This is a genomic window from Pseudomonas sp. MWU347 (assembly GCF_017947305.1).
In the GTDB taxonomy this organism is placed as follows: domain Bacteria; phylum Pseudomonadota; class Gammaproteobacteria; order Pseudomonadales; family Pseudomonadaceae; genus Aquipseudomonas; species Aquipseudomonas putida_A.
Map to the genome: position 1 here is coordinate 328,569 of NZ_JAFGZB010000001.1, position 25,798 is coordinate 354,366.

A 25,798-nucleotide genomic window follows, 5' to 3' on the forward strand; every position below is an offset into this window, starting at 1 on the left:
CTGTGGTGAGGGGATTTATCCCCGATGGACTGCGTAGCAGTCCCTTTCTTTTTGAATCAAGAGAGGGGGCCGCTTCGCAACCCATCGGGGATAAATCCCCTCACCACAAAAGCCCGCTCCCACAGTTGGATTTGGGTTGGCCTTGATAAAGGGGCCAACCCGAGTTTGCTTTAAGCCGCTTCCGGCGCAGGCGCGCGGCGCACGTCCGGTTGCTTCCACGAATCGGCGGCGCCTTCTTCGATGGCTTGCTGGATGGCTTTCTTGCGCGCTTCTTCGGCGCGGCGGCTGAAGAACCACACCATGAACGTCACGATCGACACCGCCAGCAGAATCAGGCTGGCCACGGCGTTGATCTCAGGCTTCACGCCCAGACGCACCGCGGAAAACACTTCCATCGGCAGAGTGGTCGAACCCGGGCCGGAAACGAAGCTCGCCAGCACCAGGTCGTCCAGCGACAGGGCGAACGACATCATGCCGCCCGCTGCCAGCGATGGCGCGATCATCGGGATGGTGATCAGGAAGAACACCTTCCACGGCCGCGCACCCAGATCCATCGCCGCTTCTTCGATCGACAGGTCCAGCTCACGCAGACGCGCCGACACCACCACCGCCACATACGCCGCACAGAACGTCGTGTGGGCGATCCAGATGGTGACGATGCCACGTTCCTGCGGCCAGCCGATCATCTGCGCCATGGCTACGAACAGCAGCAACAGCGACAGACCGGTGATCACTTCCGGCATCACCAGCGGCGCGGTGACCAGGCCACCGAACAGCGTACGGCCCTTGAAGTGGGTGATGCGGGTCAGCACGAAGGCGGCCAGCGTACCCAGCGCCACCGCGGCAACGGCGGTATAGCAGGCGATTTCCAGGGAGCGCACCACCGAGCCCATCAGTTGGGTGTTGTCGAGCAGGCCGACGTACCACTTGATCGACCAGCCGCCCCACACCGTCACCAGTTTCGAGGCGTTGAACGAGTAGATCACCAGGATCAGCATCGGCAGGTAGATGAACAACAGACCCAGTACCAGCATCAGGCTGGAGAAACGGATGCGTTTCATTCTTTGCCCTCCATTTCCTTGGCCTGACTGCGGTTGAACAGGATGATCGGCACAATCAGGATCGCCAGCATCACCACCGCCAGGGCGGACGCCACCGGCCAGTCACGGTTGTTGAAGAACTCTTGCCAGAGCACTTTACCGATCATCAGGGTTTCCGGGCCGCCAAGCAGTTCCGGGATCACGAACTCGCCGACCACCGGGATGAACACCAGCATGCAGCCGGCAATGATCCCGTTCTTGGACAGCGGAATAGTGATTTTCCAGAAGCTGTTGAAGGTGCTCGAACCGAGGTCGGACGCTGCTTCCAGCAGGCTCTGATCGTGCTTCACCAGGTTGGCGTACAGCGGCAGGATCATGAACGGCAGGTACGAATAAACCACGCCGATATAGACCGCCAGGTTGGTGTTGAGGATCTGCAGCGGCTCGTCGATAAAGCCCATGCTCATCAGGAAACCGTTGAGCAGACCGTTGTTGCTGAGAATGCCCATCCACGCATACACACGGATCAGGATCGCAGTCCAGGTCGGCATCATGATCAGCAGCACCAGCACCGTCTGCAGCTCTTTGCGCGCACTGGCGATGGCGTAGGCCATCGGGTAGCCGATCAGCAGGCACAGCAGCGTGCTGAAGAACGCCATCTTCAGCGAGCCGAGGTAGGCGGCGATGTACAACTCGTCGTCGCCCAGCATCGCGTAGTTGCCCAGGTTCAGCAGCAGTTGCAGCTTCTGCTCGGCGAAGGTGTAGATCTCGGTGTACGGCGGGATGGCCACGTCGGCTTCAGCGAAGCTGATCTTCAGGACGATGAAGAACGGCAGCATGAAGAACAGGAACAGCCAGATGAACGGAACCCCGATGACCAGTTGCCGGCCATTGGGAATTATTCGGTTGAGCCGTCGTTTGAACTTGCGCATGTTCATGAGCGAAGTACCACGCCGCTGTCGTCTTCCCACCACACGTAAACCTGATCGCCCCAGGTCGGACGCTGGCCGCGACGTTCGGCGTTGGCGACAAACGACTGCACCAGCTTGCCGCTCGGCAATTCGACGTAGAACACCGAGTGGCCGCCGAGGTAGGCGATGTCATGCACCTTGCCGCTCGACCAGTTGTATTCGCAGGTCGGCATTTCGGCGGTGACCAGCAGCTTCTCCGGACGAATCGCGTAGGTCACGGATTTGTCCTGTACCGAAGTGCTGATGCCGTGGCCGACGTAGATCTGCCGGTCGAGGTCTTTGCAGGTGATCGTCGCGTGGCCTTCGGCGTCGTCGATCACTTCGCCTTCGAAGATGTTCACGTTGCCGATGAATTCGCAGACCAGACGGCTGGTCGGGGTTTCGTAAATGTCGATCGGGCTGCCGATCTGGGCGATCCAGCCGAGGTGCATGATCGCGATGCGCTCGGCCATGGTCATGGCTTCTTCCTGGTCGTGGGTCACCATCACGCAGGTCACACCCACGCGCTCGATGATTTCCACCAGCTCCAGCTGCATCTGCGAACGCAGTTTCTTGTCCAGTGCGCCCATCGGCTCGTCGAGCAGCAGCAGTTTCGGCCGCTTGGCCAGCGAACGCGCCAGAGCCACACGCTGGCGCTGACCGCCGGACAGTTGATGCGGCTTGCGCTTGGCGTACTGGCTCATCTGCACCAGCTTGAGCATCTCGGCCACGCGCGCGTCGATCTCGGCGTTGGGAATCTTGTCCTGCTTGAGGCCGAAGGCGATGTTCTGCGCCACAGTCATGTGCGGGAACAACGCGTACGACTGGAACATCATGTTGATCGGTCGCTCGTACGGCGGCATGTCGGTGATGTCGACGCCGTCGAGGAAAATGCGCCCCTCCGTGGGCCGTTCGAAACCTGCCAGCATCCGCAGCAGCGTGGATTTGCCCGATCCCGAGCCGCCGAGCAGGGCGAAGATCTCGCCTTTCTTGATTTCCAGGGACACATCGTCCACGGCAATCGTCTCGTCGAACTTCTTCGTGACCCGGTCGATTTTGACCAACACCTGCTTAGGTGTCTGGTCGCCCTCGAGGGCTTTCTTATAGGCGCCGGAGGCAACTGCCATTTACGAAACTCCCAGAAAAAAACAGTGCAGTTCGCCCAACGCGGACGAACCCAGGATAGTTTGTGCCTTACTTGCCCGACTTGACCTTGGTCCAGCTACGGGTCATCAAACGCTGAATATTGGGTGGCAACTCGACCGACACGTAAGTCTTGTCGAGGACTGCTTGCGGTGGATAAACCGCTTCATCGGTGCGGATGGACTGTTCCATCAGCTTGTCCGACCCTGGGTTCGGGTTGGCGTAACCGACGTAATCACTGACCTGAGCGATCACCTCAGGTTTCAGCAAATAGTTGATGAAGGCGTGGGCCTCTTTGACGTTGGACGAGTCCTTCGGAATCGCCAGCATGTCGAACCACAGCGCGCCGCCCTCTTTCGGAATCGAGTAGGCGATGTTCACGCCCTTCTTGGCTTCTTCGGCACGGTGTTTGGCCTGGAAGATATCGCCGGAGAAGCCGATGGCCACACAGATGTCGCCGTTGGCCAGATCACCGATGTATTTCGACGAGTGGAAGTAGGTCACGTAGGGACGCACGGCCAGCAGTTTGTCGGTGGCCTTGGCGTAGTCCTTCGGATTGGTGCTGTTGGCGTTCAGGCCCATGTAGTTGAGCACGGTCGGCATCATTTCATCGGCCGAGTCGAGGAACGCGACGCCACAGCTGTGCAGCTTCTTGATGTTCTCAGGCTCGAACAGCACGCTCCAGGAGTCGATCTTGTCGATGCCGAGCACCGCTTTGACTTTCTCGACGTTGTAGCCGATGCCGTTGGTGCCCCACAGGTACGGCACGGCGTACTGGTTGCCCGGGTCGTTCTGTTCCAGGCGCTTGAGCAGCACCGGATCGAGATTCGAATAATTCGGCAACTGCGACCTGTCGAGCTTCTGGAACGCGCCCGCCTTGATCTGTTTGCCGAGGAAGTGGTTCGACGGCACGACCACGTCGTAACCGGTACGCCCGGCCAGCAGCTTGCCTTCCAGGGTCTCGTTGGAATCGAACACGTCGTACACCGGTTTGATCCCGGTGGCTTTCTCGAAGTCGGCCAGAGTGGTCTCGCCGATGTAATCCGACCAGTTATAAATATGCACCGTACCGGCGGCCTGGGCTCCGACAGCGATCGTCAGGCCGGCAGTGGCCAGCAGGGCTTTGCGCAAAGAAGAAAAAATAGGCAAGTGGAGGTCCTCTAAATTAGTTGGGCCCAAGTTGCCCCGCGTTACATGACAGCCATGGCTGCCCGGCAACCAAACCGGCGCGCAACTTACCCTCGAAAAACCGTTCCTGCAAAACTTCCTGTCATTTAATTGATCCGCTGGCCGCCGTCGCGGCGACGACGGCCAGTGGTTGTTGCTTCAAACCGGCTTATTTACCGGATTTGATCTTGGTCCAACTGCGGGTCAGTTCACGCTGGGTAGCGGCCGGCAAATCGGCGATCGCATACAGCTTGGCCTGCACGTCGGCTGGCGGGTAGATGCCTGGATCGGAGGTGATGTCCTTGTTCACGTACTGGGTCGCTTCGGCGTTACCGTTAGGGAAGCGCACCGCGTTGGTGATCTCGGCCATCACTTTCGGTTGCAGCAGGTAGTTCATGAACTTGTAGGCGCCGTCGATGTTTTCCGCATCTTTCGGAATCGCGACCATGTCATAGAAGCTGCCGGCACCTTCCTTCGGAATGGCGTAGCTGACTTTGACCTTGTCACCGGCCTCGGCGGCACGGGACTTGGCCTGCTGCACGTCACCCGAGTAGCCGACCGCTACGCAGATGTTGCCGTTGGCCAGGTCCGAGATGTACTTGGAGGAGTGGAAGTAGGTGATCGAAGGACGAATCTTGAGGAACAGTTCCTCGGCTTTCTTGATGTCTTCTTTCTTCTGGCTGTCGGTTGGCAGGCCCAGGTAGTGCAGCGCGACCGGGAGCATTTCGGTCGGCGAGTCGAGGAAGCTCACACCGCAGCCCTTGAGCTTGGCGATGTTCTCCGGCTTGAGCAGAGTGTCCCAGGAATCGATGGTGTCGACGCCCAGTGCAGCCTTGACCTTCTCCGGGTTGTAGCCGATGCCGATCGAGCCCCACATGTACGGGAAGGCGTGCTTGTTGTCCGGGTCGCTGACCGAAACCGCCTTGAGCAGCGATTTGTTCAGGTTGCCGTAGTTGGACAGCTTGGACTTGTCCAGCTCCTGATAAACGCCCGCCTTGATCTGCTTGGCCAGGAAGTTGTTCGACGGCACAACCACGTCGTAACCGGATTTGCCCGCCAGCAGTTTGGCTTCCAGGGTTTCGTTGCTGTCGAATACGTCGTAGACGACTTTGATCCCGGACTCTTTCTCGAAGTTGGCGATGGTGTCAGGAGCGATGTAGTCGGACCAGTTGTAGACGTGCAACACCTTGTCGTCCGCGTGAACCGCACCCGCCATCATGCCCGCAACGGACAAAGCGAGAAGAGTCTTGCCAGCAAGCTTTTTACCTAATGCCTTCATGCGTCATGCTCCAAATTTTTCTTTTTTGAACCACTTTGTTCAGCGGCCGAACCCGGACAACTGGAACCGCGGCTAGTCTGGCAAGATCGGAGGCGGTCTTTCAAGAAAAGGCCAACCTTTCTGACACCTTCGAGCGAGAGCGCCGCAGCTCCCCCGCTCGAAGCCTAGCACTTAGGCCTGCAACGCACTGAGGGTCAGGTCCAGGCATTTACGTGCCTTGGTCACCAGCTCATCGATCTCCGCCTTGCTGATCACCAGCGGCGGCGCAATGATCATGGTGTCGCCCACGGCGCGCATGATCAGGCCGTTATCGAAGCAGAACTGCCGGCAGATCATGCCCACGCCCCGACCTTCGTAACGCTTGCGAGTGGCCTTGTCCTGCACCAGCTCGATCGCCCCCAGCAGACCAACGCCGCGCACTTCGCCCACCAACGGGTGGTCGTTGAGTTCACGCAGACGTTTCTGCAAATACGGTGCCGTTTCGTTATGCGCGTTCTCGATAATTTTCTCGTCGCGCAGAATCCGGATGTTTTCCAGCCCCACCGCCGCCGCCACCGGGTGCCCGGAGTAGGTGAAGCCGTGGTTGAAATCGCCGCCTTCGTTGAGCACTTTCACCACTTCGTCACGCACGATCAGGCCACCCATCGGGATGTAGCCGGACGTCAGGCCTTTGGCGATGGTCATCATGTCCGGCTTCAGGTCGTAGAAATCCGAACCGAACCACTCGCCGGTACGGCCGAAACCGCAGATCACCTCGTCAGCGACGAACAGGATGTCGTACTTGGCAAGGATTTCCTTGATGCGCGGCCAGTAAGTCTCTGGCGGAATGATCACGCCGCCGGCGCCCTGAATCGGCTCGGCAATGAACGCACCGACGTTGTCCACGCCGACTTCGAGAATCTTCTCTTCCAGCTGATTGGCCGCCCAGATGCCGAACTCTTCCGGCGACATGTCGCCGCCCTCGGCGAACCAGTACGGCTGCGCGATATGGACGATGCCCGGAATCGGCAAGTCGCCCTGCTCGTGCATATAGGTCATGCCACCCAGGCTCGCGCCGGCCACGGTGGAACCGTGATAACCGTTCTTGCGGCTGATGATGACTTTCTTGTTCGGCTGGCCCTTGATCGCCCAGTAATGGCGAACCATGCGCAGCATGGTGTCGTTGCCTTCGGAGCCGGAACCGGTGAAGAACACGTGGTTCATGCCTTGCGGCGCCACGTCGGCGATGGCCTTGGCCAGTTCCAGCGCCGGTGGGTGCGCGGTCTGGAAGAACAGGTTGTAGTAAGGCAGTTCGCGCATCTGCCTGGCAGCTGCGTCGGCCAGCTCATCGCGGCCATAACCGATCGCCACGCACCACAGACCCGCCATGCCATCGAGGATCTTGTTGCCCTCGCTGTCCCACAGGTACACGCCCTTGGCGTTGGTGATGATCCGTGGACCCTTCTCTTTCAGCTGCTTGAAATCGCTGAACGGGGCCAGGTGGTGATCGCTGCTCAGGGCTTGCCACTCACGGGTTTGCGGGTTGTTGCTGGTCATGCCAATTCTCCTTGTTATCGGTGAAGGCGCGGCTGCTGCCAGCCGCGCCCGGCGTATCAGACGGCGAAGAGCAGGTACTCACGCTCCCAGGAACTGATCACGCGCTTGAAGTTTTCATGCTCGGCCCGCTTGACCGCGACGTAGCCGGTGATGAAGGTCTTGCCCAGGTATTTCTCGATGGTTGCGCTGTTTTCCATACGCTCCAGCGCGTCCTCGATGGTCAGCGGCAGGCGCAGGTTGCGGCGCTCGTAACCACGGCCCACGACCGGCGCGCTCGGGTTGAGGCCCTCGACCATGCCGATGTAGCCGCAGAGCAGACTCGCGGCAATCGCCAGGTAAGGGTTGGCGTCAGCGCCCGGCAGGCGGTTTTCCACACGACGGTTCTGCGGGCCGGCATCCGGTACGCGCAGGCCCACGGTGCGGTTCTCTTCGCCCCACTCCACGTTCACCGGCGCCGAAGTGTCCGGCAGGAAGCGGCGGAACGAGTTGACGTTCGGCGCGAACAGCGGGAGCAATTCCGGGATCAGTTTCTGCAGGCCACCGATGTGGTGCAGGAACAGCTGGCTCATGGTCCCGTCTTCATTGGAGAACACGTTCTTGCCGGTCTCGATGTCGATGATGCTCTGGTGCAGGTGCATGGCACTGCCCGGCTCACCGGTCATCGGCTTGGCCATGAAGGTTGCGGCCACGTCATGCTTGAGCGCGGCTTCGCGCATGGTGCGCTTGAACACCAGAATCTGATCGGCCAGCGACAGTGCATCGCCGTGACGGAAGTTGATTTCCATCTGCGCCGTGCCGTCTTCGTGGATCAGCGTGTCGAGGTCCAGCTCCTGCAGTTCGCACCAGTCGTAGACGTCTTCGAACAGCGGGTCGAATTCGTTCGCCGCTTCAATCGAGAACGACTGACGACCGATTTCCGGACGGCCCGAGCGGCCGATTGGCGGCTGCAGCGGATAGTCGGGGTCGTCACTGCGCTTGGTCAGGTAGAACTCCATCTCCGGCGCCACGATTGGCTGCCAGCCCTTGTCGGCATAGAGCTTCAGGACTTTCTTGAGGACGTTGCGCGGCGACAGCTCGATCGGGTTGCCTTGCTTGTCGTAGGTGTCGTGGATCACCTGAGCGGTCGGCTCGATGGCCCATGGCACCAGGTACACGGCGTTCTGGTCGGGACGGCAGATCATGTCGATGTCGGCCGGGTCGAGCAGTTCGTAATAGATGTCGTCTTCGACGTAGTCGCCGGTCACGGTCTGCAACAGAACGCTTTCCGGCAGGCGCATGCCCTTTTCGGCGATGAACTTGTTGGTCGGCGAGATCTTGCCCCGGGTGATACCGGTCAAGTCGCCGATCATGCATTCGACTTCTGTGATCTTGTGGTCTTTCAACCAATCGGTGAGCTGGTCGAGGTTGTTACTCATAAATGCCTCTGGGCTGAGTCTCCTGACATCGTGTCAGGCAAAGTTTGACGCCGTGGCGTCGCGTTAAAGGGGGCTTGCTTGCGCGCAGTACCGGCTTACGCCTGGCACCGCGCATAGACAATGAAAGAGGAGCTTACCTGCCCTTTACGCTGGCGTTGCATTTCCTGTGCACATTCAAGGCGTGCAGAATCATGAGCACGGCTTTGGAAGCGGCACAGGCTTTGGGACTCAAAGGGATCTATATTGGAAGGAGACGCCATAAACAGGATGCTGTCCCGTGCGTCCAGAATATCGGACGTTGCCGTTGGGCCTGATGCGCACGAGAACCTCGTCGACCCGCCACGACCCATGCTGGCCGCGTCACGGACGGATTTGTCGCCACTGATGTGATGAGCATGCAGACCGGACTGTTGCGAGCAGTCGGTGATGCCGATTAACGGCAGGCGAGACATGAAGCACCCCGGTATTATTGCTGTTATGGGTTTGGTCGGAGCTTAGCCTTGTTCATTTTTTTACACAACACCCCCGTAAAAAATACAACACGGCCTGCTCAAGCCCGCGGGTGCCAAGCGTCCCAAGGACAGAAAACTGCCCCAAAGTGCCCCATAAATGCCCTTGCAGCGCTTTTTTAGGGCAAAAAAGGCCTCGCTTGACTTCGGCAGGCCGTTCGGGTTGACTGAAACCAGAAAAGATCAATGATTGATATTTTTAACAACAAAGGTGTTGCATCATGTCGGTACCCCCGCGTGCCGTTCAGCTTAACGAAGCGAACGCGTTCCTTAAGGAACATCCTGAGGTTCTGTACGTTGACCTTCTGATTGCGGATATGAATGGTGTGGTGCGCGGCAAGCGCATCGAACGCACCAGCCTCCACAAGGTTTACGAGAAAGGCATCAACCTGCCGGCCTCCCTATTTGCTCTGGATATCAATGGCTCTACGGTGGAAAGCACCGGCCTGGGTCTGGACATCGGCGACGCCGACCGGATCTGCTATCCAATCCCCGATACCCTGTGCAACGAGCCATGGCAGAAGCGCCCTACCGCGCAACTGTTGATGACCATGCACGAACTTGAAGGCGATCCGTTCTTCGCCGATCCGCGCGAAGTGCTCCGTCAAGTTGTTGCAAAGTTTGACGAGCTGGGCTTGACCATCTGCGCAGCCTTCGAGCTGGAGTTCTACCTGATCGACCAGGAAAACGTGAACGGCCGCCCTCAGCCGCCACGCTCGCCGATCTCCGGCAAACGCCCGCACTCGACTCAGGTCTACCTGATCGACGACCTCGACGAATACGTCGACTGCCTCCAGGACATTCTGGAAGGTGCCAAAGAGCAAGGCATCCCCGCCGACGCCATCGTCAAGGAAAGTGCCCCGGCGCAGTTCGAAGTGAACCTGCACCACGTCGCCGACCCGATCAAGGCGTGCGACTACGCGGTCCTGCTCAAGCGTCTGATCAAGAACATCGCCTACGACCATGAAATGGACACCACCTTCATGGCCAAGCCGTATCCGGGCCAGGCGGGTAACGGTCTGCATGTCCACATCTCGGTGCTCGACAAAGATGGCAAGAACATCTTTGCAAGCGAGGATCCCGAGCAGAACGCCGCGCTGCGTCACGCGATCGGCGGTGTGCTCGAGACCCTGCCGGCGCAGATGGCTTTCCTCTGCCCGAACGTCAACTCGTACCGTCGCTTCGGCGCGCAGTTCTACGTGCCGAACTCGCCGTGCTGGGGCCTGGACAACCGCACTGTGGCGATCCGCGTACCGACCGGTTCTGCCGATGCCGTGCGTATCGAACACCGCGTGGCCGGCGCCGACGCCAACCCGTACCTGCTGATGGCTTCGGTCCTGGCCGGTGTGCATCACGGTCTAGTGAACAAGATCGAACCGGGCGCTCCGGTCGAAGGCAATAGCTACGAGCAGAACGAACAAAGCCTGCCGAACAACTTGCGCGATGCCCTGCGCGAGCTGGACGACAGCGAGGTGATGGCCAAGTACATCGATCCGAAATACATCGATATCTTCGTCGCCTGTAAGGAAAGCGAGCTGGAGGAGTTCGAACACTCCATCTCCGACCTCGAGTACAACTGGTATCTGCATACCGTGTAAACGGATCGCTATCAGATAAAACGCCGTCGGCTGTCGTAGCCCACGGCGTTTTTTATGGCCCGATTTTGATCTGAATGGCCGCCTGCGGCGGTTCGGGAGCAAGCCCCCTCCCACAGGGGGCCTCAGCGAATGGGGATCGTTTGTACGCAGAAGATCAACTGTGGGAGGGGGCCTGCTCCCGAAGGCGTCCTGGCAGACAACACACGGCGCGGCTCGTACAATGCCCGCTGCCCCGCAGGAGACTTCCATGACGCGTCCCGCCCCCGTCCGCAAACCCCGTGCCCGCAGCCAGGCGCGCATCGATTCGATACTCGACGCCGCGCGTACGCTGCTGGCCGCCGAGGGTGTGGCCAGTCTGTCGATCTACAGCGTCGCCGAACGCGCGCAGATTCCGCCGTCATCCGTGTATCACTTCTTCGCCAGCGTCCCGGCACTGCTCGAAGCGCTGACCGCCGACGTGCATGCGGCGTTTCGCGCCTGCCTGCAAGCGCCGATCGATCACGAGGCGCTGCGCGACTGGCGCGACCTGTCGCGGCTGGTCGAAGAGCGGATGCTGGAGATCTACGACGAAGACGCGGCGGCCCGCCAGTTGATCCTCGCCCAGCACGGCCTGACCGAAGTGACCCAGGCGGACCGCCAGCACGACATCGAACTCGGCGACCTGATGCACAAGCTGTTCGACCATCACTTCGAATTGCCGCGCCTGCCAAGCGATGTCGACGTGTTCGCGCTGGCGATGGAGTTGGGCGACCGCGTGTATGCGCGCTCGGTGCAGCAGCACGGGCAGATCACACCGCGCATGGCCGAGGAAGGGATGCGGGTGTTTGATGCCTATATCGGGCTGTATCTGCCGCCTTACCTGCCCAAAAGAGTTCTCTAGCGCATTCACCGGCCCCTTCGCGAGCAAGCCCGCTCCCACAGGGGAACGCATTCCAAATGTAGGAGTGAGCCTGCTCGCGATGGCAGCGCCGCCGATTCAAATCCGTGCACAAAAAGAAAAACCCCGAAGGGCTCACGCCTTTCGGGGTTGTTTTTTACTCACTGGCTTACAACTTGGCGATCGACACCTCGGTGGATTTCACGAAGGCGATCACTTCGCTGCCCACCGCCAGTTCCAGCTCCTTGACCGAGCGTGTGGTGATCACTGAAGTGACGATGCCGGAAGCGGTTTGCACGTCGATTTCCGACAGCACGTCGCCGAGAACGATCTCCTTGATCGAGCCTTTGAACTGGTTGCGCACGTTGATGGCTTTGATAGTCATGGCTTTGATTCCTGTCGTTGGATGTAACTTGAGTTATTGCGCCCAACGCAATTGCGTAGGCAGGGGTGAAACAGGCTCCGGCTCCGGCGGCTCGCCGGGCAGGGACAGAACACGGTTGAGCACTTCGGTTTCCAGCGCCGCCAGTCGATGCGATCCGCGCACTCGCGGACGAGGCAACTCCACTTGCAGGTCGAGGCCGACTTCGCCGTCCTCGATCAGAATCACCCGGTCGGCAATCGCCACCGCTTCGCTGACGTCATGGGTCACCAGCAGCACGGTGAACCCATGCTGCTGCCAGAGTCGTTCGATCAGTTGCTGCATCTCGATGCGGGTCAGCGCATCCAGCGCACCCAGCGGCTCGTCGAGCAACAGCAGGCGCGGCTGGTGAATCAGCGCCCGGGCCAGCGCCACACGCTGCTTCTGCCCGCCGGACAAAGCGGCCGGCCACTCGTTGGCGCGATCGGCCAGACCCACCGCTTCCAGCGCCTCCAGAGCTTGCGAGCGCCAGTTGCCTTTAAGGCCGAGGCCGACGTTGTCGATGATCTTTTTCCATGGCAGCAGCCGTGCTTCCTGGAACATCAGCCGGGTGTCTTCCCGCGCATCGCTCAGCGGCGCGGCGCCGGCCAGCAGGTCGCCGCCAGTCGGGTGGTCGAGGCCGGCGAGCAAGCGCAGGAAGGTGCTCTTGCCGCACCCGCTGCGTCCGACCACGGCGACGAATTGCCCCGCCGGAATGTGCAGGTCGATGTCGCGCAGCACTTGCCGCGCACCAAAGGTTTTCTGCAGGTTGCGCACCACCAGCGGAATCCCGCGCAGCAGGCGTGGAGGTTGTTGAGCGGTCATGCCGCACCTCCCTTGGCAACCTGATAAGCCGGATGCCAGCGCAGCCACACACGCTCAAGTCCACGGGCGGCGAGATCAGCAAGCTTGCCGAGTACCGCGTAAAGCAGGATCGCCAGCACCACCACATCGGTCTGCAAAAACTCGCGGGCATTCATCGCCAGATAACCGATGCCGGAGCTGGCGGAAATGGTTTCGGCAACGATCAGCGTCAGCCACATGAAGCCCAGCGCGAAGCGCACACCGACCAGAATCGAAGGCAGCGCGCCCGGCAGAATCACCTGCCAGAACAGGCTGAAACCGCTCAAGCCATAACTGCGCGCCATCTCCACCAACGCCGGATCGACGTTACGGATGCCGTGATAGGTGTTGAGGTTGATCGGGAACAACGTGCCCAACGCGACCAGGAAAATCTTTGCCGACTCGTCGATGCCGAACCACAGGATCACCAGCGGAATCAGCGCCAGGTGCGGCACGTTGCGGATCATCTGCACCGAGCTGTCGAGCAGGCGTTCGCCCCACTTCGACAGGCCGGTGATGAAGCCCAGCACCAGGCCGATGCTGCCGCCGATGGTGAAACCGAGTGCCGCGCGCCAGCCGCTGATTGCCAGGTGCGTCCAGATCTCGCCGCTGCGCACCAGGCTGACACCGGCCTCGATCACTGCCACCGGTGCCGGCAGGATCCGCGTCGACAACCAACCGGCCGACACCGACAACTGCCACACCGCCAGCAGGAGCACCGGCAACGCCCAGGGCGCGAGGCTGTGGATAAATTTGTTCATGGCGCGCCTCAGCTCTGCGACGCGGCTTTGGGAAGAATATCGTTGGCCACCATCTCGCCGAACGGGCTGACGTAACCGGCACTTTTCGGCAGCTCTGGGCGCTCGATCTCGAGGTGCGGGAACAGCAGTTCGGCGACGCGGTACGACTCTTCGAGGTGTGGATAACCGGAGAAGATGAAGGTATCGATACCCAGATCCGCGTACTCCTTCACGCGGGCGGCCACGGTCGGACCATCGCCGACCAGCGCGGTACCCGCACCGCCCCGCACCAGACCGACACCCGCCCACAGGTTGGGGCTGACTTCGAGGTTGTCGCGGCTACCGCCATGCAGCGCGGCCATGCGTTGTTGACCGACCGAGTCGAAGCGCGCCAGCGATGCTTGCGCACGTTTGATGGTGTCATCGTCCAGATGCGAGATCAGCCGGTCTGCCGCTTGCCAGGCCTCGGCGTTGGTTTCGCGCACGATCACATGCAGACGAATGCCGAAGCGCACGGTACGCCCGAGCTTGGCGGCTTTGGCGCGCACTTGTTCGATCTTCTCGGCCACCGCGGCTGGCGGCTCGCCCCAGGTCAGTACCATTTCGACCTGTTCGGCAGCCAGATCCTGCGCTGCTTCCGACGAGCCGCCGAAGTACAGCGGCGGACGCGGTTGCTGGATCGGCGGATAGAGCAGTTTGGCGCCCTTCACGCTGATGTGTTCGCCGTCGTAATCGACGGTTTCGCCTTCCAGCACCCGACGCCAGATCCGGGTGAACTCCACCGAGGCCTGATAACGCTCTTCATGGTTGAGAAACAGACCATCACCGGCCAACTCTTCCGGATCGCCACCGGTCACCAGGTTGAACAGCGCACGGCCGCCGGACAGACGATCCAGCGTCGCTGCCTGCCGCGCCGCGACCGTCGGGGAAATGATCCCGGGGCGCAGGGCGACAAGGAATTTCAGACGCTGAGTTACCGGGATCAGCGACGCGGCGACCAGCCACGAGTCCTCGCAGGAACGGCCGGTGGGAATCAGCACGCCGCCAAAGCCCAGACGATCCGCCGCTTGCGCGACCTGTTGCAGATAACCGTGGTCAACGGCGCGGGCGCCTTCGGCGGTGCCAAGGTAATGGCCGTCGCCGTGGGTAGGCAGGAACCAGAAGATGTTGAGGCTCATGGAGTGGTCTCCTTGGGGATTCGATTTACTGGGCTTGGGTAACCGAGCTTTGGGCCACAGCGGCCGGTGGTGTCCAGATCACATCCTTGATGCTCAACGGCTTGGGAATCAGCTTGAGCTGGTAGAAGGTGTCGGCGATTTTCTGTTGCGCGGCGACCACGTCCGGGGTCAGGAACAACGCACCGTAGCCCTGGCGTTTCACCGAGGTCAGGGTGATGTCCGCCGGCAGGCCGAGCAGCGGCGCGACCTGCTGGGTCACGTCTTCAGGGTTGGCTTTGGACCACTCGCCGACAGCGCGCACTTCTTCGACGAGGGTCTTGATCACCTCGGGATTTTTCTGCGCGTAAGGTTTGGTCGCGAGGTAGAACTGATGGTTGTCGACGATGCCTTTACCGTCACGCAGGGTGTGCGCTTGCAGCTGTTTCTCGGCAGCTGCCTGGTACGGATCCCAGATTACCCAGGCATCGACGCTGCCACGCTCGAACGCGGCGCGAGCATCGGCCGGCGGCAGGAACACGGTCTGGATATCGGAGTATTTGAGGCCGGCATCTTCCAATGCGCGAACCAGCAGGTAGTGCACGTTGGAGCCTTTGTTCAGGGCGACTTTCTTGCCCTTGAGATCCGCTACCGATTTGATTGGCGAGTCTTTCGGTACGAGGATCGCTTCGCTGTTCGGCGCTGGCGGTTCGTAGGCGACGTAGAGCAGATCAGCGCCGGCAGCCTGAGCGAATACCGGAGGGGTTTCGCCGGTAACACCGAAGTCGATCGAGCCAACGTTCAGGCCTTCCAGCAGTTGCGGGCCGCCGGGGAATTCAGTCCATTGCACGTCCACGCCTTGTGCGGCCAGACGCTTTTCCAGAGTGCCTTTGGCCTTGAGCAGCACCAGCGTGCCGTACTTCTGATAACCGATCCGCAATGTCTCGGCTTGAGCTTGAGTAATGGCGCCGAAGGACACAGCCGCAGCAAACAGAGCGACCAGACCACGACGCAAAAATACAGTGCGCATAGCGCTCTCCTTTTTGCTGTTGGGTTTTGGCTGCACCTGCTTGGCCGTTAGCGGCTGAGTAAGGTGAGTGGAGCAAATTCGGGTAAGGCTCAAATGCTCCAGCGAGCACTCAATAAACGTTCATTCAACAGGCCCGGCTCCAGCGGTTTCGGCCGGCGAGCCATGGCACTGACAAACTGATCCAGCGCTTCATGCAGACGCTGTTCCAGCGCTGGCGCCAGTTGCGCTTGGGCGCTGCCTTCGCCGTAAGCGATCTGGCTGTCCTCGGCAAAAATCCCTTGAAGCATTTCCTGGGCCTTCAATGCCGACAGCACAGGCTTGAGCGCGTAATCGACCACCAGCATGTGGGCGATGCTGCCGCCGGTGGCCATCGGCAGAACAATCTTGTGGTTCAAGGCGCGTTCGGGCAGCAGATCGAGTACGGTCTTCAGCGCCCCGGAAAACGACGCCTTGTAGACCGGCGTGGCGATCAGCAGGCCGTCAGCGTTTTCAATCTGCGCCAGCAGGTCGAGCACCTTCGGGCTGTCGAAGCGGGCGTGGAGCAAATCTTCGGCCGGGAAGTCCCGCACCTGATAACTCACCACTTCCACCCCTTGCGCCTGCAACCAGCGTTGCGAGCGCTCAAGCAACACTCCTGAGCGGGAGCGCTGGCTAGGACTGCCACCGAGTGAGACGACCAGCATTGAGACAATTCCTTAAGCGTTACAGGCGATTCGCGGGTTGCGATCTCGCTTCGATGGAAGTGACCTTACCAGCTGATTTATATATCCATAAATCATATTTATTCATTTGGTTATGCGTTTAAGAGATATGCGATTTGCTTTGTTCCGGGCAAAAAAACAGGCCGTGAAAACGGCCTGAAATCCCCTGCTTTGTGGTTCTGGATTCTCAATTCTGTGTTGCTTGGACTGACGCCTTCGCGAGCAAGCCCGCTCCCACAGGGGAACGCATTTCAAATGTAGGAGTGAGCCTGCTCGCGATGACGGTGGTGGCTACACCGCCAATCTCACTGATTCACTTGTTCGGCTGCGGCGTCAGGCGCAGGTATGGCTTGACCGCGCGATAACCCTTGGGAAAGCGCCGCTTGATCTCTTCCTCATCCTTGAGCGACGGCACGATCACCACCTCTTCACCGTCCTGCCAGTTGGCCGGAGTTGCCACTTTGTAGTTGTCGGTGAGTTGCAGCGAATCGATCACCCGCAGGATCTCGTGGAAGTTGCGCCCGGTACTCGCCGGGTAGGTGATGGTCAGGCGAATCTTCTTGTTCGGATCGATGACGAACAGCGAACGCACGGTCAGGGTGTCGTTGGCATTCGGATGGATCAGGTCATAGAGATCGGAAACCTTGCGATCGGCGTCGGCCAGGATCGGGAAGTTGACGATCGTGTTCTGGGTTTCGTTGATGTCTTCGATCCACTTGTGGTGCGAGTCCACTGGGTCGACCGACAGCGCGATGGCTTTGACGCCGCGCTTGGCGAACTCATCCTTGAGCTTGGCGGTGAAGCCCAGCTCGGTGGTGCACACCGGGGTGAAGTCGGCCGGGTGGGAGAACAGCACGCCCCAGCTATCGCCCAGCCACTCGTGGAAACGAATCTTGCCGGCGCTGGAATCCTGTTCGAAGTCGGGGGCGATGTCGCCGAGTCTGAGGCTCATGGTGCTGCTCCTGATGAGTTGTTGGAGAACTCAACTGTAGCTCGTGATTCGCCATCATGAAAAAGAATAAATAACTAGATATTTAGCACTTAAAGGAATATTAAACATCATTCACTGGACGCTCGCCCGCATCGCGACGAACATCGCCCTCAAGGTTCGAGAAGGCCTTGAGTAGCTGCAAAAGAGGGGAATTTCGGGCCAGGCTTACGGGGGTGAGCCCTGACCCGAAAATGCAAAAGCCCCGTCCGGCGCGATGCCGGACGGGGCTTTTTTTACATCAACAGCTTGAACGCGCTATTACAGCAGCGGGATCGAGTAGCTGACGATCAGGCGGTTTTCGTCCTGGTCGCGTTGACCTGGGATGTCGTTGCGCCAGGTAGCGTTTTTCCACATGAAGCCCAGGTTCTTGGCCGGGCCTTCAGGAATAACGTAACCGATGGTCAGATCGCGTTCCCACTCGGAAGCACCGGTACCGTTCTCACGACGGTTGGAGCCAACGGTGTCGATATCATCGCCACGCAGGTAGACCAAACCGGCGGTCAAGCCAGGCAGGCCGACTTTGGCGAAGTCATACGAGTAGCGTGCTTGCCAGGTTTTCTCGCCGGCACGACCGAACTTCTGGATCTGCATGTCGGTGATGGTGTAGTTCGACGAACCGTCGCCCTGGTTCAGCCAAGGGAAGTCGGAGCTGCCGTTGGAAACCTGGTAGCCGCCACCGAAGGTGTGGCCTTCAACGGTGTACAGGAACAGGCCGCTGTACAGATTGTTGTCGATCGGGCCTTTGCCGCTGACGTTGCCGACGTAGTTACCGTTACCGAAGTAGGCTGCGGTGTTGCCATTGGCGCCGTCGTCGCTGCTGTGGAAGTAGCGGAAGTCAGACTTCAGCACGCCCGGGCCGATTGCCCAGTTGTGAACCAGACCCAGGAAATGTTGCTTGTAGAAGTCTTCCAGGTTGCCGTAGTAGTACTGGGCAGTCAGGTCCTTGGTGATTTTGTAGTCACCACCGGCGTAGTAGAACTTGTTGCTGTTGGCAACGCGAGCGTTCGCACCACCAACGGACAGGTTCTCGTTGTTGCTGGAGTTACGACCTTTCACTGCTTCGATCTGACCAGCGACCAGGGTCAGGTCCTTGATCTCGCCGGAAGTGATCTGGCCACCCTGCCAGGTTTGTGGCAGCAGACGACCGTCGTTTGTCACGATGACCGGGTTCTTCGGCTGCAGGGTACCCAGCTTCAGTTCGGTCTGGGAGATCTTGGCCTTGGCGGTCAGGCCCAGGCTCGAGAAGTTATCAACAGCTTCGCCGTTGGACTTGCTCGGGAACACAGTGCCACCGTAGGAAGTCGAGGTTGCACCGTTGGTGCCGCCGCCCGAATCCAGGCGCACGCCCAGCAGGCCGATGGCGTCGATACCGAAGCCTACGGTGCCTTGGGTGTAACCGGAGATGAAACGCAGATCGAAGCCTTGGCCCCATTCTTCGTTCTTGTTCTGCGCGCCAGCCGCTTTGGTGCCGGAGTCACGGTTGTCATTGTTGATGTAGAAGTTGCGCAAGCCCAGAGTGGCTTTGCTGTCTTCGATGAAACCGGCGGCGCCTGCCTGCTGCGCCATAACCCCTACGGCCACAGCCAGGGCCAAGGTGGACTTGTTCATGTAAAGCTCCTCTCGTTTCTAATTCTTGTGTTCCTGGCCCGGGGTCTGATGCCCTGGATCCTAAGATGCGCGATTAGCGCCAGACCGTGACTGACAAGTCAATCGTAACCTTGTGTGTCTACGACCAAGGTCTAATCGCAGTGATTTGGTCCGTGCAGAGTAAAGATTTCCTGATAAACCCAAAAAGAATTTATTCATTCTTTTTCATATCATTCGGGAATATGGCCACTATCTAGCCACCTTCGCCCGGATACAACGTATCGGCGACTAAGCTCATTCCTAAATGGTATTTGTTAGCCTTTTTTTATATCGATTAGCTTTGGCGCAACCCCAATTCGTCAAACCCTATCGAAAAGGCGACGCCATGATGGCTAAACGCGCACTATCTAGTCAATTTGTTACAGTTTGTGTGTCGACGCTGATTTGTTTTTCCGCGCAGGCTGCCAACCTCACCATCGGTTATCAAACCGGGATCGACCCCAGCAAAGTCCCCCAAGCCGACGGCACTTACGAAACAACCATCGGCCAGAAGATCGACTGGCGACGCTTCAATAGTGGCCCGGAAGTTGTGACAGCCATTGCCTCCGGCGATGTGCAGATCGGCAACCTCGGCTCCAGCCCTCTGGCCGCGGCCGCTTCACGCAATCTGCCGATCGTCGCCTTCATTGTTTCAGCGCAGATCAATGCCGCCGAGGCCTTGGTGGTGCGTAATGGCAGCGGCATCAATAGCCCGCAGGATCTGGTCGGCAAGACCATCGCCACGCCCTTCGTTTCCACGTCCCATTACAGCCTGCTCGGCGCACTCAAGCACTGGGGCCTGGACACCTCGAAAGTCAAAGTGGTGAACCTGCAACCGGCGGAAATCGCCGCAGCCTGGAAGCGTGGGGATATCGATGGCGCATTTGTCTGGTCACCTGCACTGGGCGAAATCCGCAAGACCGGCAAGACCCTGACCGATGCTGCACAAGTCGGCCAATGGGGCGCCCCGACGTTCGAAGTCTGGGTCGCGCGCAAGGACTACGCCGAGAAACATCCTGAGGTGGTAGCCAAATTTGCCAAAGTCACTTTAGACGCGTTTGCCGATTACGCCAGCCATAAAGACAGCTGGACGGCCGACTCGGCGCCGGTACAGAAAATCGCCAAATTGACCGGTGCCAACGCCGCCGACGTGCCGGAATTGCTCGCAGGTTCGGCGTTCCCTGATGCCAAGGCGCAGCAATCAACTGCACTGCTGGAAGGCGGTACGGCGAAGGCGATTGGTGAGACGGCGAAGTTTTTGAAGGAACAAGGCAAGGTCGAGACGGTGCTGCCGGACTACTCGCCGTACGTCAGTGCGAAGTTTGCAACCGAAAACAATTGAATAGGTGGTGAGGGGATTCATCCCCAATGGACTGCGCAGCAGTCCCCTGCTTTTGGTGAAGCGGGGCCGCTGCGCGGCCCATCGGGGATGAATCCCCTCACCACAAGAATCCCTCGGTATCTTCAGAGGGTCTTTTCGAAGATCTTCGAGTTGCGCTGATAGTTGTACAGCGACGCCCGCGCCGCCGGCAGGCGCTCGACACTGCTAGGTTCGAACCCGCGCTCGCGGAACCAGTGCGCCGTGCGGGTGGTGAGGACGAACAGGGTTTTCAACCCTTGCGCCCGGGCACGGGTCTCGATGCGCTCCAGCAGCTCATCGCCGCGACCACCGTGGCGATACTCCGGATTCACCGCCAGGCACGCCAGCTCACCGGCATCCGAATCGGCAATCTGGTACAACGCCGCACAGGCGATGATCATCCCTTCGCGCTCGACCACGCTGAACTGCTCGATCTCGCGCTCCAGCACTTCGCGCGAACGACGCACCAGAATCCCCTGCTCTTCCAGCGGACTGATCAAATCGAGCAAACCACCGACGTCTTCAATCGCCGCCTCGCGCACCAGTTCGAATTGCTCCTGAGCGACCAGTGTGCCGCCACCGTCGCGGGTGAACAGTTCGGTCAGCAGCGCGCCGTCTTCGGCGTAGCTGACGATATGGCTGCGCGCGACACCGCCACGGCAAGCCTCGGCAGCAGCATCCAGCAGTTCCGCCTGATAGTTATTGCCCAGACGCGCCAGATGCGCAGGCACCTGTTGCGGACGCAGTTCGCGCACCAGTTTGCTGTTCTCGTCGATCAGACCGAGGTCGGCGCCGAACAGCAGCAGCTTGTCGGCACCGAGGTCGATGGCGGCGCGGGTGGCGACGTCTTCGCAGGCGAGGTTGAAGATTTCCCCGGTCGGCGAGTAGCCCAGCGGCGACAGCAGCACGATCGAACGCTCGTCGAGCAGACGATTGATGCCTTTGCGATCGACCCGGCGCACTTCACCGGTGTGGTGATAGTCGACACCTTCAAGCACACCGATCGGCCGGGCGGTAACGAGGTTGCCGCTGGCCACCCGCAAGCGCGAGCCCTGCATCGGCGACGAGGCCATGTCCATCGACAGCCGCGCTTCGATAGCGATGCGCAGCTGACCGACCGCGTCGATCACGCACTCCAGCGTCGCCGCATCAGTGATGCGCATGCCGTGGTGGTAGTGCGGGGTCAGGCCGCGCGCAGCGAGGCGGGTTTCAATCTGTGGACGCGAACCGTGGACCAGCACTAGGCGCACGCCGAGGCTGTGCAACAGCACCAGGTCGTGGACGATGTTGCCGAAGTTCGGATGCTCAACGCCGTCGCCGGGCAGCATGACGACGAAGGTGCAGTCGCGGTGGGCATTGATGTAAGGGGACGCGTGACGAAGCCAATTGACGTATTCGGGCATGAACCTGGGCCTGTAATAAATAGCAGCCGAAAAAAGGGCGAAACGGAAAACGCACAGCGGGCTGATGGTTATCGTCGGAACAGGCTTGGCGACACGCGCGCTCTCCTCATGAATACGGGTTGGGGTGCTGGCAATTTACAGCGTTTGGTCTGACAAAACACCGTCCCCCCTGTGGGAGCGGGCTTGCTCGCGAAAGCGGTGAGTCAGTCGACATCGATGTACCTGATACAGCGCTTTCGCGAGCAAGCCCGCTCCCACAGGTGGACATCATCGTTTGTCCGGGTTCAGGCAGTAATGTTCAATCAACTGCCGCAATAGCTGCACGGTAGGCTGCAAACGTGACATTTCAAGGTATTCGCCGGGCTGGTGTGCACAGGCGATGTCGCCGGGGCCGAGCACGATGGTTTCGCAGCCAAGGCGCTGAAGATAAGGCGCTTCGGTGCCGAACGCTACTGCTTCGGCACTGTGACCGGTGAGCTTTTCGGCGATGCGCACCAATTCGGCGTCTTCGGCCTGCTCGAATGGCGGCACTTCCGGGAACAACGGCTGGTAGTCGATCTTCACCTGATGACGTTCCGCAACCGGATTGAGCTTGCGCAGAATCTCCGCACGCAGGACTTTCGGGTCCATGCCCGGCAACGGGCGCAGATCGAACTCCAGCGAACACTGGCCGCAGATGCGATTCGGATTGTCGCCGCCATGAATACAGCCGAAGTTCATGGTCGGCTGTGGAACACTGAACTGCGGGTTGTTGAATTCACGCTGCCATAGCAGACGCAAACCGCGCAGCTCGCCAATGGCATCGTGCATCGCTTCGAGGGCGCTGTGGCCGAGGCGCGGATCCGACGAATGGCCGCTCTGCCCGAGGATATCGATGCGCTCCATCATGATGCCCTTGTGCATGCGGATCGGTTTGAGCCCGGTCGGCTCGCCGATCACCGCCGCACGGCCCAGTGGCTTGCCGGCCTCGGCCAGCGCCCGGGCACCGGACATCGAGCTCTCTTCATCACAGGTGGCGAGGATCAGCAGCGGTTGCTTGAACGGCTGGTCGAGCAGCGGCTGCACGGCCTCGATGATCAGCGCGAAAAAACCCTTCATGTCGCAACTGCCCAGCCCGACCCAGCGGCCATCGACTTCGGTGAGTTTCAGCGGATCGGTCTGCCACAGCGCATCGTCGTACGGCACCGTGTCGCTGTGCCCGGCCAATACCAGACCGCCGGGGCCACTGCCAAAACTGGCGAGCAGGTTGAATTTGCCGGGGCTGACCTGCTGGATATCGCAGCTGAAGCCCAGATCCCCCAGCCAACCGGCAAGCAAATCGATCACCGCCCGGTTGGACTGATCCAGGCTCGGTTGGGTGCAACTGACCGACGGTGCGGCGATCAGTGCCGCGAACTGGTCTTGCATGGATGGCAAAGGCATCGCTGACTCCAACTCCCGATTTGAAGTCCATCATAGAGCCATCCGGCGCTCGGAATAAACCGCCGCAGGGCGTAGGAAGTTTGAGTCCTGTACACTGCACGGCCTTGGCAGCCACACATTCCCCCGGCTGCGCTCCCGATCCTGGATTTTCCGGCCATGCAGAAAGAAACCGAAATCAAACTCCGCGTCAGCCGCGAAACCCTCGCTGCCCTGCGCGAGCACCCGCTCCTGAAAAAACGCAACAAAAATGGCTGGGAACGCCGTGAGTTGATGAACCAGTACTTCGACACCCCCGAGCGCGACCTGGCTCAGGCCAAAGTCGCCCTGCGCCTGCGCAAGGACGGTGACGAAGTGATTCAGACCCTCAAGACCCGTGGTCAGAGTGTTGCCGGTCTGTCCGAGCGTAACGAGTACGACTGGAAATTGCCCAAAGCCAAGCTCGACGTGAAGAAACTCGATGGCGAATGCTGGCCCGAGTCGCTGGCCGAGCTGGACAAGAAAACCCTGAAGCCGATCTTCACCACCGATTTCGTCCGCGAGCGTGCGGAAATCGCCTGGGGTCGCGGCAAGGCCAAAGTGGTGATCGAAGCCGCGCTGGACCTCGGTCACGTGGTGGTCGGCAAACAGAAAGAAGAAATCTGCGAGCTGGAACTGGAACTGCGCGAAGGTGAGCCTGCCGCGTTGCTGGAACTGGCCGCCGAACTGGCCGAAACCCTGGCCCTGATGCCGTGCGACATCAGCAAGGCCGAACGCGGCTACCGTCTGTACGACGCCAACAGCTACTCGCTGAGCCTGCCCGCGCCGCAACTGACCCCGGAAACCCAACTCGACGACGCCTTCGCCGCGCTGGCCTGGCACTTGCTCGGCAGCAGCCAGCGTCTGGCCGAACAATATCGCTTCAACGGCCACTGGCGCCTGCTGCAGGACTGGGTCGAGAACCTCGCGGAAATGCGCGCCCTGCTCAGCAGCCTCGGCCAGGCCGCACCGCGTCCGGCCACTCACGACCTGCGCGTGGCGCTGGATGCACTGCTGGAAGACTGGCGCCCGCTGGTGCAGGTCGGCATCGAAGACGAAGACGTACGCAAGGCCGCGCCGGAGCAATTCCTCGAAGAACTGGAAGACCCACGCTGGGGCCTGTTCTCGCTGACTGTTTCGCGCTGGCTGCTGGCCCGCACCTGGGCCGCCGAGCGCAACACCCGCGGCAACCGCCAGGGCGCCGCGCAACTGCACAGCTGGCTGCCGCGCATGCTCGGCGAAGAAGCCACGTCCCTGCAACTGCAGCGCTATCAGCAGCAGCCGGAAGATCTGGCCGAGCAACTGCCGCGCATCGAACGCATCCAGGTCTGGCTGCACCATGCGCGTAACGTGCTGGAGATCGCGGAAATGGATCGCCTGTACGGCGAGCTGAACAAACTGGCGCAACTGGCCAACGAGCCGACGATCACTGACGAACTGCTCGATGCGCGCAAGCAGCAGGCGATTGCGGTTTATCAGAATCGTGCGTGGAAAATGCTGCTGCGTATGTAATGACTGTGTGGTGAGGGGATTCATCCCCGATGGACTGCGCAGCAGTCCCTGCTTTCTACTAAAGCGGGGCCGCTTCGCGACCCATCGGGGATAAATCCCCTCGCCACGGAGGCCATCCGTGCTAGACCGGGAGGCTGGTCGTCGACTTGATCTCCGACAGCGCCACAATCGAGTTCACCTCCTGAATCCCTGGCACCAGCGACAGCTTTTCGAAGAAGAATCGCTCATACGCCTCGATGTCCGCCGCGACAATGCGCAACAGAAAGTCCACCGCGCCCATCAACACATAACACTCCAGCACTTCCGGAAAACCGCGAATCGCCTCGGTGAATTCGGTGAAGTTCGAACGCCCGTGGGCGTTGAGTTTGATCTCGGCGAAGATCTGCGTGTTCAGGCCGATCTTCTTGCGATCAAGCAAGGTCACCTGACCGCGAATGATCCCCTCCTCCTTCATCCGCTGAATCCGCCGCCAGCACGGCGATTGCGACAGCCCCACCTGCTCGGCGATCTGCGCGCTGGACAGTGACGCGTCCTCTTGCAGCAGGGCGAGAATCCGCCGGTCGTAGCTGTCCAGCTCGCTATGCATAATCAATCCTCAAAATGATCATTTTGCGAATCGTTCTAGTCGAGCAATCCGCGAATCCGCTCATCTTAGACAAGAAATACCCGGCATCGAATGTAAAAATTCCTCCACTGACTCTGGAGACCGGACATGCCTCACCTCGAAGCCGTGAATACCCCTGCGCCCCGCGCCGATGTGTGGAACGTCAACAATGCCCACTGCTGTGCACGTTATCAGTTGCTCGCCGAAGCCGAGCCGGATCTGTTGGTGCGGGTGCTGAATCTGTTTGCGCTGCAATTCCTCACGCCGCAACAGGTCCACGTCGAGCGGCTCGACGATCTGCTGTCGATCGATATCGTCATTGATGGTCTGAGCTGGCATCGCGCCCAGGTGATTGCGGAAAAACTTCGTAACCTGATCAGCGTCTGCTCGGTGAACCTGCAAGACGCCGACACGGCGTGGTCTGCTTCGGCCCAGGCGGCCGGCTGACAAATCCGGCAACGGCTTTGTCGGGTAGTGGCCCAA

General features: G+C 60.0%; 23 protein-coding genes. 5 read left to right on the plus strand and 18 right to left on the minus strand.

Annotated features, from left to right (window positions below; genetic code table 11):
* Positions 1-170: 170 nt before the first annotated feature.
* The 7 genes from KCG87_RS01470 to KCG87_RS01500 form a co-directional block, all read right to left on the minus strand.
* A complete protein-coding gene (locus KCG87_RS01470) occupies positions 171-1,061 on the minus strand; it encodes an ABC transporter permease subunit (RefSeq protein WP_027610518.1) in 891 nt (296 codons plus the stop codon).
* The gene (locus tag KCG87_RS01475; protein ID WP_171061891.1) at positions 1,058-1,939 is read right to left on the minus strand and encodes an ABC transporter permease subunit; all 882 of its coding nucleotides are present in this window, start codon (positions 1,937-1,939) and stop codon (positions 1,058-1,060) included. Before KCG87_RS01475 ends, KCG87_RS01470 begins: the two co-directional genes overlap by 4 nt.
* 35 nt (positions 1,940-1,974) lie before the next feature.
* Complete coding sequence (potA, locus tag KCG87_RS01480) at positions 1,975-3,117, minus strand: polyamine ABC transporter ATP-binding protein (protein WP_003229245.1); 1,143 nt, start codon at positions 3,115-3,117, stop codon at positions 1,975-1,977.
* Between the two features lie 67 nt (positions 3,118-3,184).
* On the minus strand, positions 3,185-4,282 hold the full coding sequence (locus KCG87_RS01485) for a polyamine ABC transporter substrate-binding protein (protein ID WP_047596655.1): 1,098 nt from the start codon (positions 4,280-4,282) through the stop codon (positions 3,185-3,187).
* Between the two features lie 187 nt (positions 4,283-4,469).
* Positions 4,470-5,579, minus strand: coding sequence for a polyamine ABC transporter substrate-binding protein (locus KCG87_RS01490; RefSeq protein ID WP_098966147.1), 1,110 nt, complete (start codon positions 5,577-5,579; stop codon positions 4,470-4,472).
* A gap of 171 nt (positions 5,580-5,750) precedes the next feature.
* Positions 5,751-7,115, minus strand: a complete 1,365-nt coding sequence (locus KCG87_RS01495; protein ID WP_098966149.1) for an aspartate aminotransferase family protein — start codon at positions 7,113-7,115, stop codon at positions 5,751-5,753.
* A 56-nt stretch (positions 7,116-7,171) separates the two neighbouring features.
* Positions 7,172-8,530, minus strand: a complete 1,359-nt coding sequence (locus KCG87_RS01500) for a glutamine synthetase family protein (protein WP_007967993.1) — start codon at positions 8,528-8,530, stop codon at positions 7,172-7,174.
* Positions 8,531-9,260: 730 nt separating this feature from the next.
* On the opposite strand from KCG87_RS01500, the gene KCG87_RS01505 reads away from it, so the two are divergent.
* Positions 9,261-10,637, plus strand: coding sequence for a glutamine synthetase family protein (locus KCG87_RS01505; RefSeq protein ID WP_003229254.1), 1,377 nt, complete (start codon positions 9,261-9,263; stop codon positions 10,635-10,637).
* A gap of 247 nt (positions 10,638-10,884) precedes the next feature.
* Positions 10,885-11,517 (plus strand): TetR/AcrR family transcriptional regulator, encoded by a 633-nt coding sequence (locus tag KCG87_RS01510; protein ID WP_098966151.1) that lies wholly within the window; start codon positions 10,885-10,887, stop codon positions 11,515-11,517.
* A gap of 166 nt (positions 11,518-11,683) precedes the next feature.
* Here the strand turns inward: KCG87_RS01510 and KCG87_RS01515 are convergent, their stop codons facing one another.
* From KCG87_RS01515 to KCG87_RS01550, 8 genes are all read right to left on the minus strand, one after another.
* Entirely contained in the window at positions 11,684-11,899 is a 216-nt protein-coding gene (locus KCG87_RS01515; RefSeq protein ID WP_007967989.1) for a TOBE domain-containing protein, read from the minus strand.
* 33 nt (positions 11,900-11,932) lie between these two features.
* Complete coding sequence (ssuB, locus tag KCG87_RS01520) at positions 11,933-12,739, minus strand: aliphatic sulfonates ABC transporter ATP-binding protein (RefSeq protein ID WP_134784911.1); 807 nt, start codon at positions 12,737-12,739, stop codon at positions 11,933-11,935.
* On the minus strand, positions 12,736-13,518 hold the full coding sequence (ssuC, locus tag KCG87_RS01525) for an aliphatic sulfonate ABC transporter permease SsuC (RefSeq protein WP_210556382.1): 783 nt from the start codon (positions 13,516-13,518) through the stop codon (positions 12,736-12,738). The genes ssuB and ssuC overlap by 4 nt, the downstream gene beginning before the upstream one ends.
* 8 nt (positions 13,519-13,526) lie before the next feature.
* On the minus strand, positions 13,527-14,675 hold the full coding sequence (ssuD, locus tag KCG87_RS01530) for an FMNH2-dependent alkanesulfonate monooxygenase (protein ID WP_210556381.1): 1,149 nt from the start codon (positions 14,673-14,675) through the stop codon (positions 13,527-13,529).
* A gap of 25 nt (positions 14,676-14,700) precedes the next feature.
* On the minus strand, positions 14,701-15,681 hold the full coding sequence (locus KCG87_RS01535) for a sulfonate ABC transporter substrate-binding protein (RefSeq protein ID WP_098966156.1): 981 nt from the start codon (positions 15,679-15,681) through the stop codon (positions 14,701-14,703).
* A gap of 89 nt (positions 15,682-15,770) precedes the next feature.
* Positions 15,771-16,364 carry an NADPH-dependent FMN reductase gene (ssuE, locus tag KCG87_RS01540; RefSeq protein WP_096797603.1) on the minus strand — a complete coding sequence of 198 codons (594 nt, stop codon included), beginning with the start codon at positions 16,362-16,364 and terminating at the stop codon, positions 15,771-15,773.
* A 331-nt stretch (positions 16,365-16,695) separates the two neighbouring features.
* Positions 16,696-17,334: a peroxiredoxin gene (locus KCG87_RS01545; protein WP_007967980.1), complete on the minus strand. Its 639-nt coding sequence runs from the start codon at positions 17,332-17,334 to the stop codon at positions 16,696-16,698.
* Between the two features lie 297 nt (positions 17,335-17,631).
* Complete coding sequence (locus KCG87_RS01550; protein WP_097089590.1) at positions 17,632-18,981, minus strand: OprD family porin; 1,350 nt, start codon at positions 18,979-18,981, stop codon at positions 17,632-17,634.
* Positions 18,982-19,345: 364 nt separating this feature from the next.
* Here KCG87_RS01550 and tauA point away from each other — a divergent pair, with 364 nt between their 5' ends.
* A complete protein-coding gene (gene tauA / locus KCG87_RS01555; RefSeq protein WP_135296798.1) occupies positions 19,346-20,341 on the plus strand; it encodes a taurine ABC transporter substrate-binding protein in 996 nt (331 codons plus the stop codon).
* A gap of 122 nt (positions 20,342-20,463) precedes the next feature.
* Here the strand turns inward: tauA and argA are convergent, their stop codons facing one another.
* Positions 20,464-21,762: an amino-acid N-acetyltransferase gene (gene argA, locus KCG87_RS01560; protein WP_210556378.1), complete on the minus strand. Its 1,299-nt coding sequence runs from the start codon at positions 21,760-21,762 to the stop codon at positions 20,464-20,466.
* Positions 21,763-22,029: 267 nt separating this feature from the next.
* Positions 22,030-23,184: an acetylornithine deacetylase gene (argE, locus tag KCG87_RS01565; protein ID WP_134784915.1), complete on the minus strand. Its 1,155-nt coding sequence runs from the start codon at positions 23,182-23,184 to the stop codon at positions 22,030-22,032.
* Between the two features lie 156 nt (positions 23,185-23,340).
* Here argE and KCG87_RS01570 point away from each other — a divergent pair, with 156 nt between their 5' ends.
* Positions 23,341-24,711 carry a CYTH domain-containing protein gene (locus KCG87_RS01570; RefSeq protein ID WP_096796143.1) on the plus strand — a complete coding sequence of 457 codons (1,371 nt, stop codon included), beginning with the start codon at positions 23,341-23,343 and terminating at the stop codon, positions 24,709-24,711.
* A gap of 121 nt (positions 24,712-24,832) precedes the next feature.
* Here the strand turns inward: KCG87_RS01570 and KCG87_RS01575 are convergent, their stop codons facing one another.
* On the minus strand, positions 24,833-25,297 hold the full coding sequence (locus KCG87_RS01575; RefSeq protein WP_027610503.1) for an Lrp/AsnC family transcriptional regulator: 465 nt from the start codon (positions 25,295-25,297) through the stop codon (positions 24,833-24,835).
* Between the two features lie 126 nt (positions 25,298-25,423).
* Between KCG87_RS01575 and KCG87_RS01580 the strand changes: the two genes are divergently transcribed.
* The gene (locus tag KCG87_RS01580) at positions 25,424-25,762 is read left to right on the plus strand and encodes a hypothetical protein (protein WP_027610502.1); all 339 of its coding nucleotides are present in this window, start codon (positions 25,424-25,426) and stop codon (positions 25,760-25,762) included.
* Positions 25,763-25,798 lie beyond the last annotated feature (36 nt).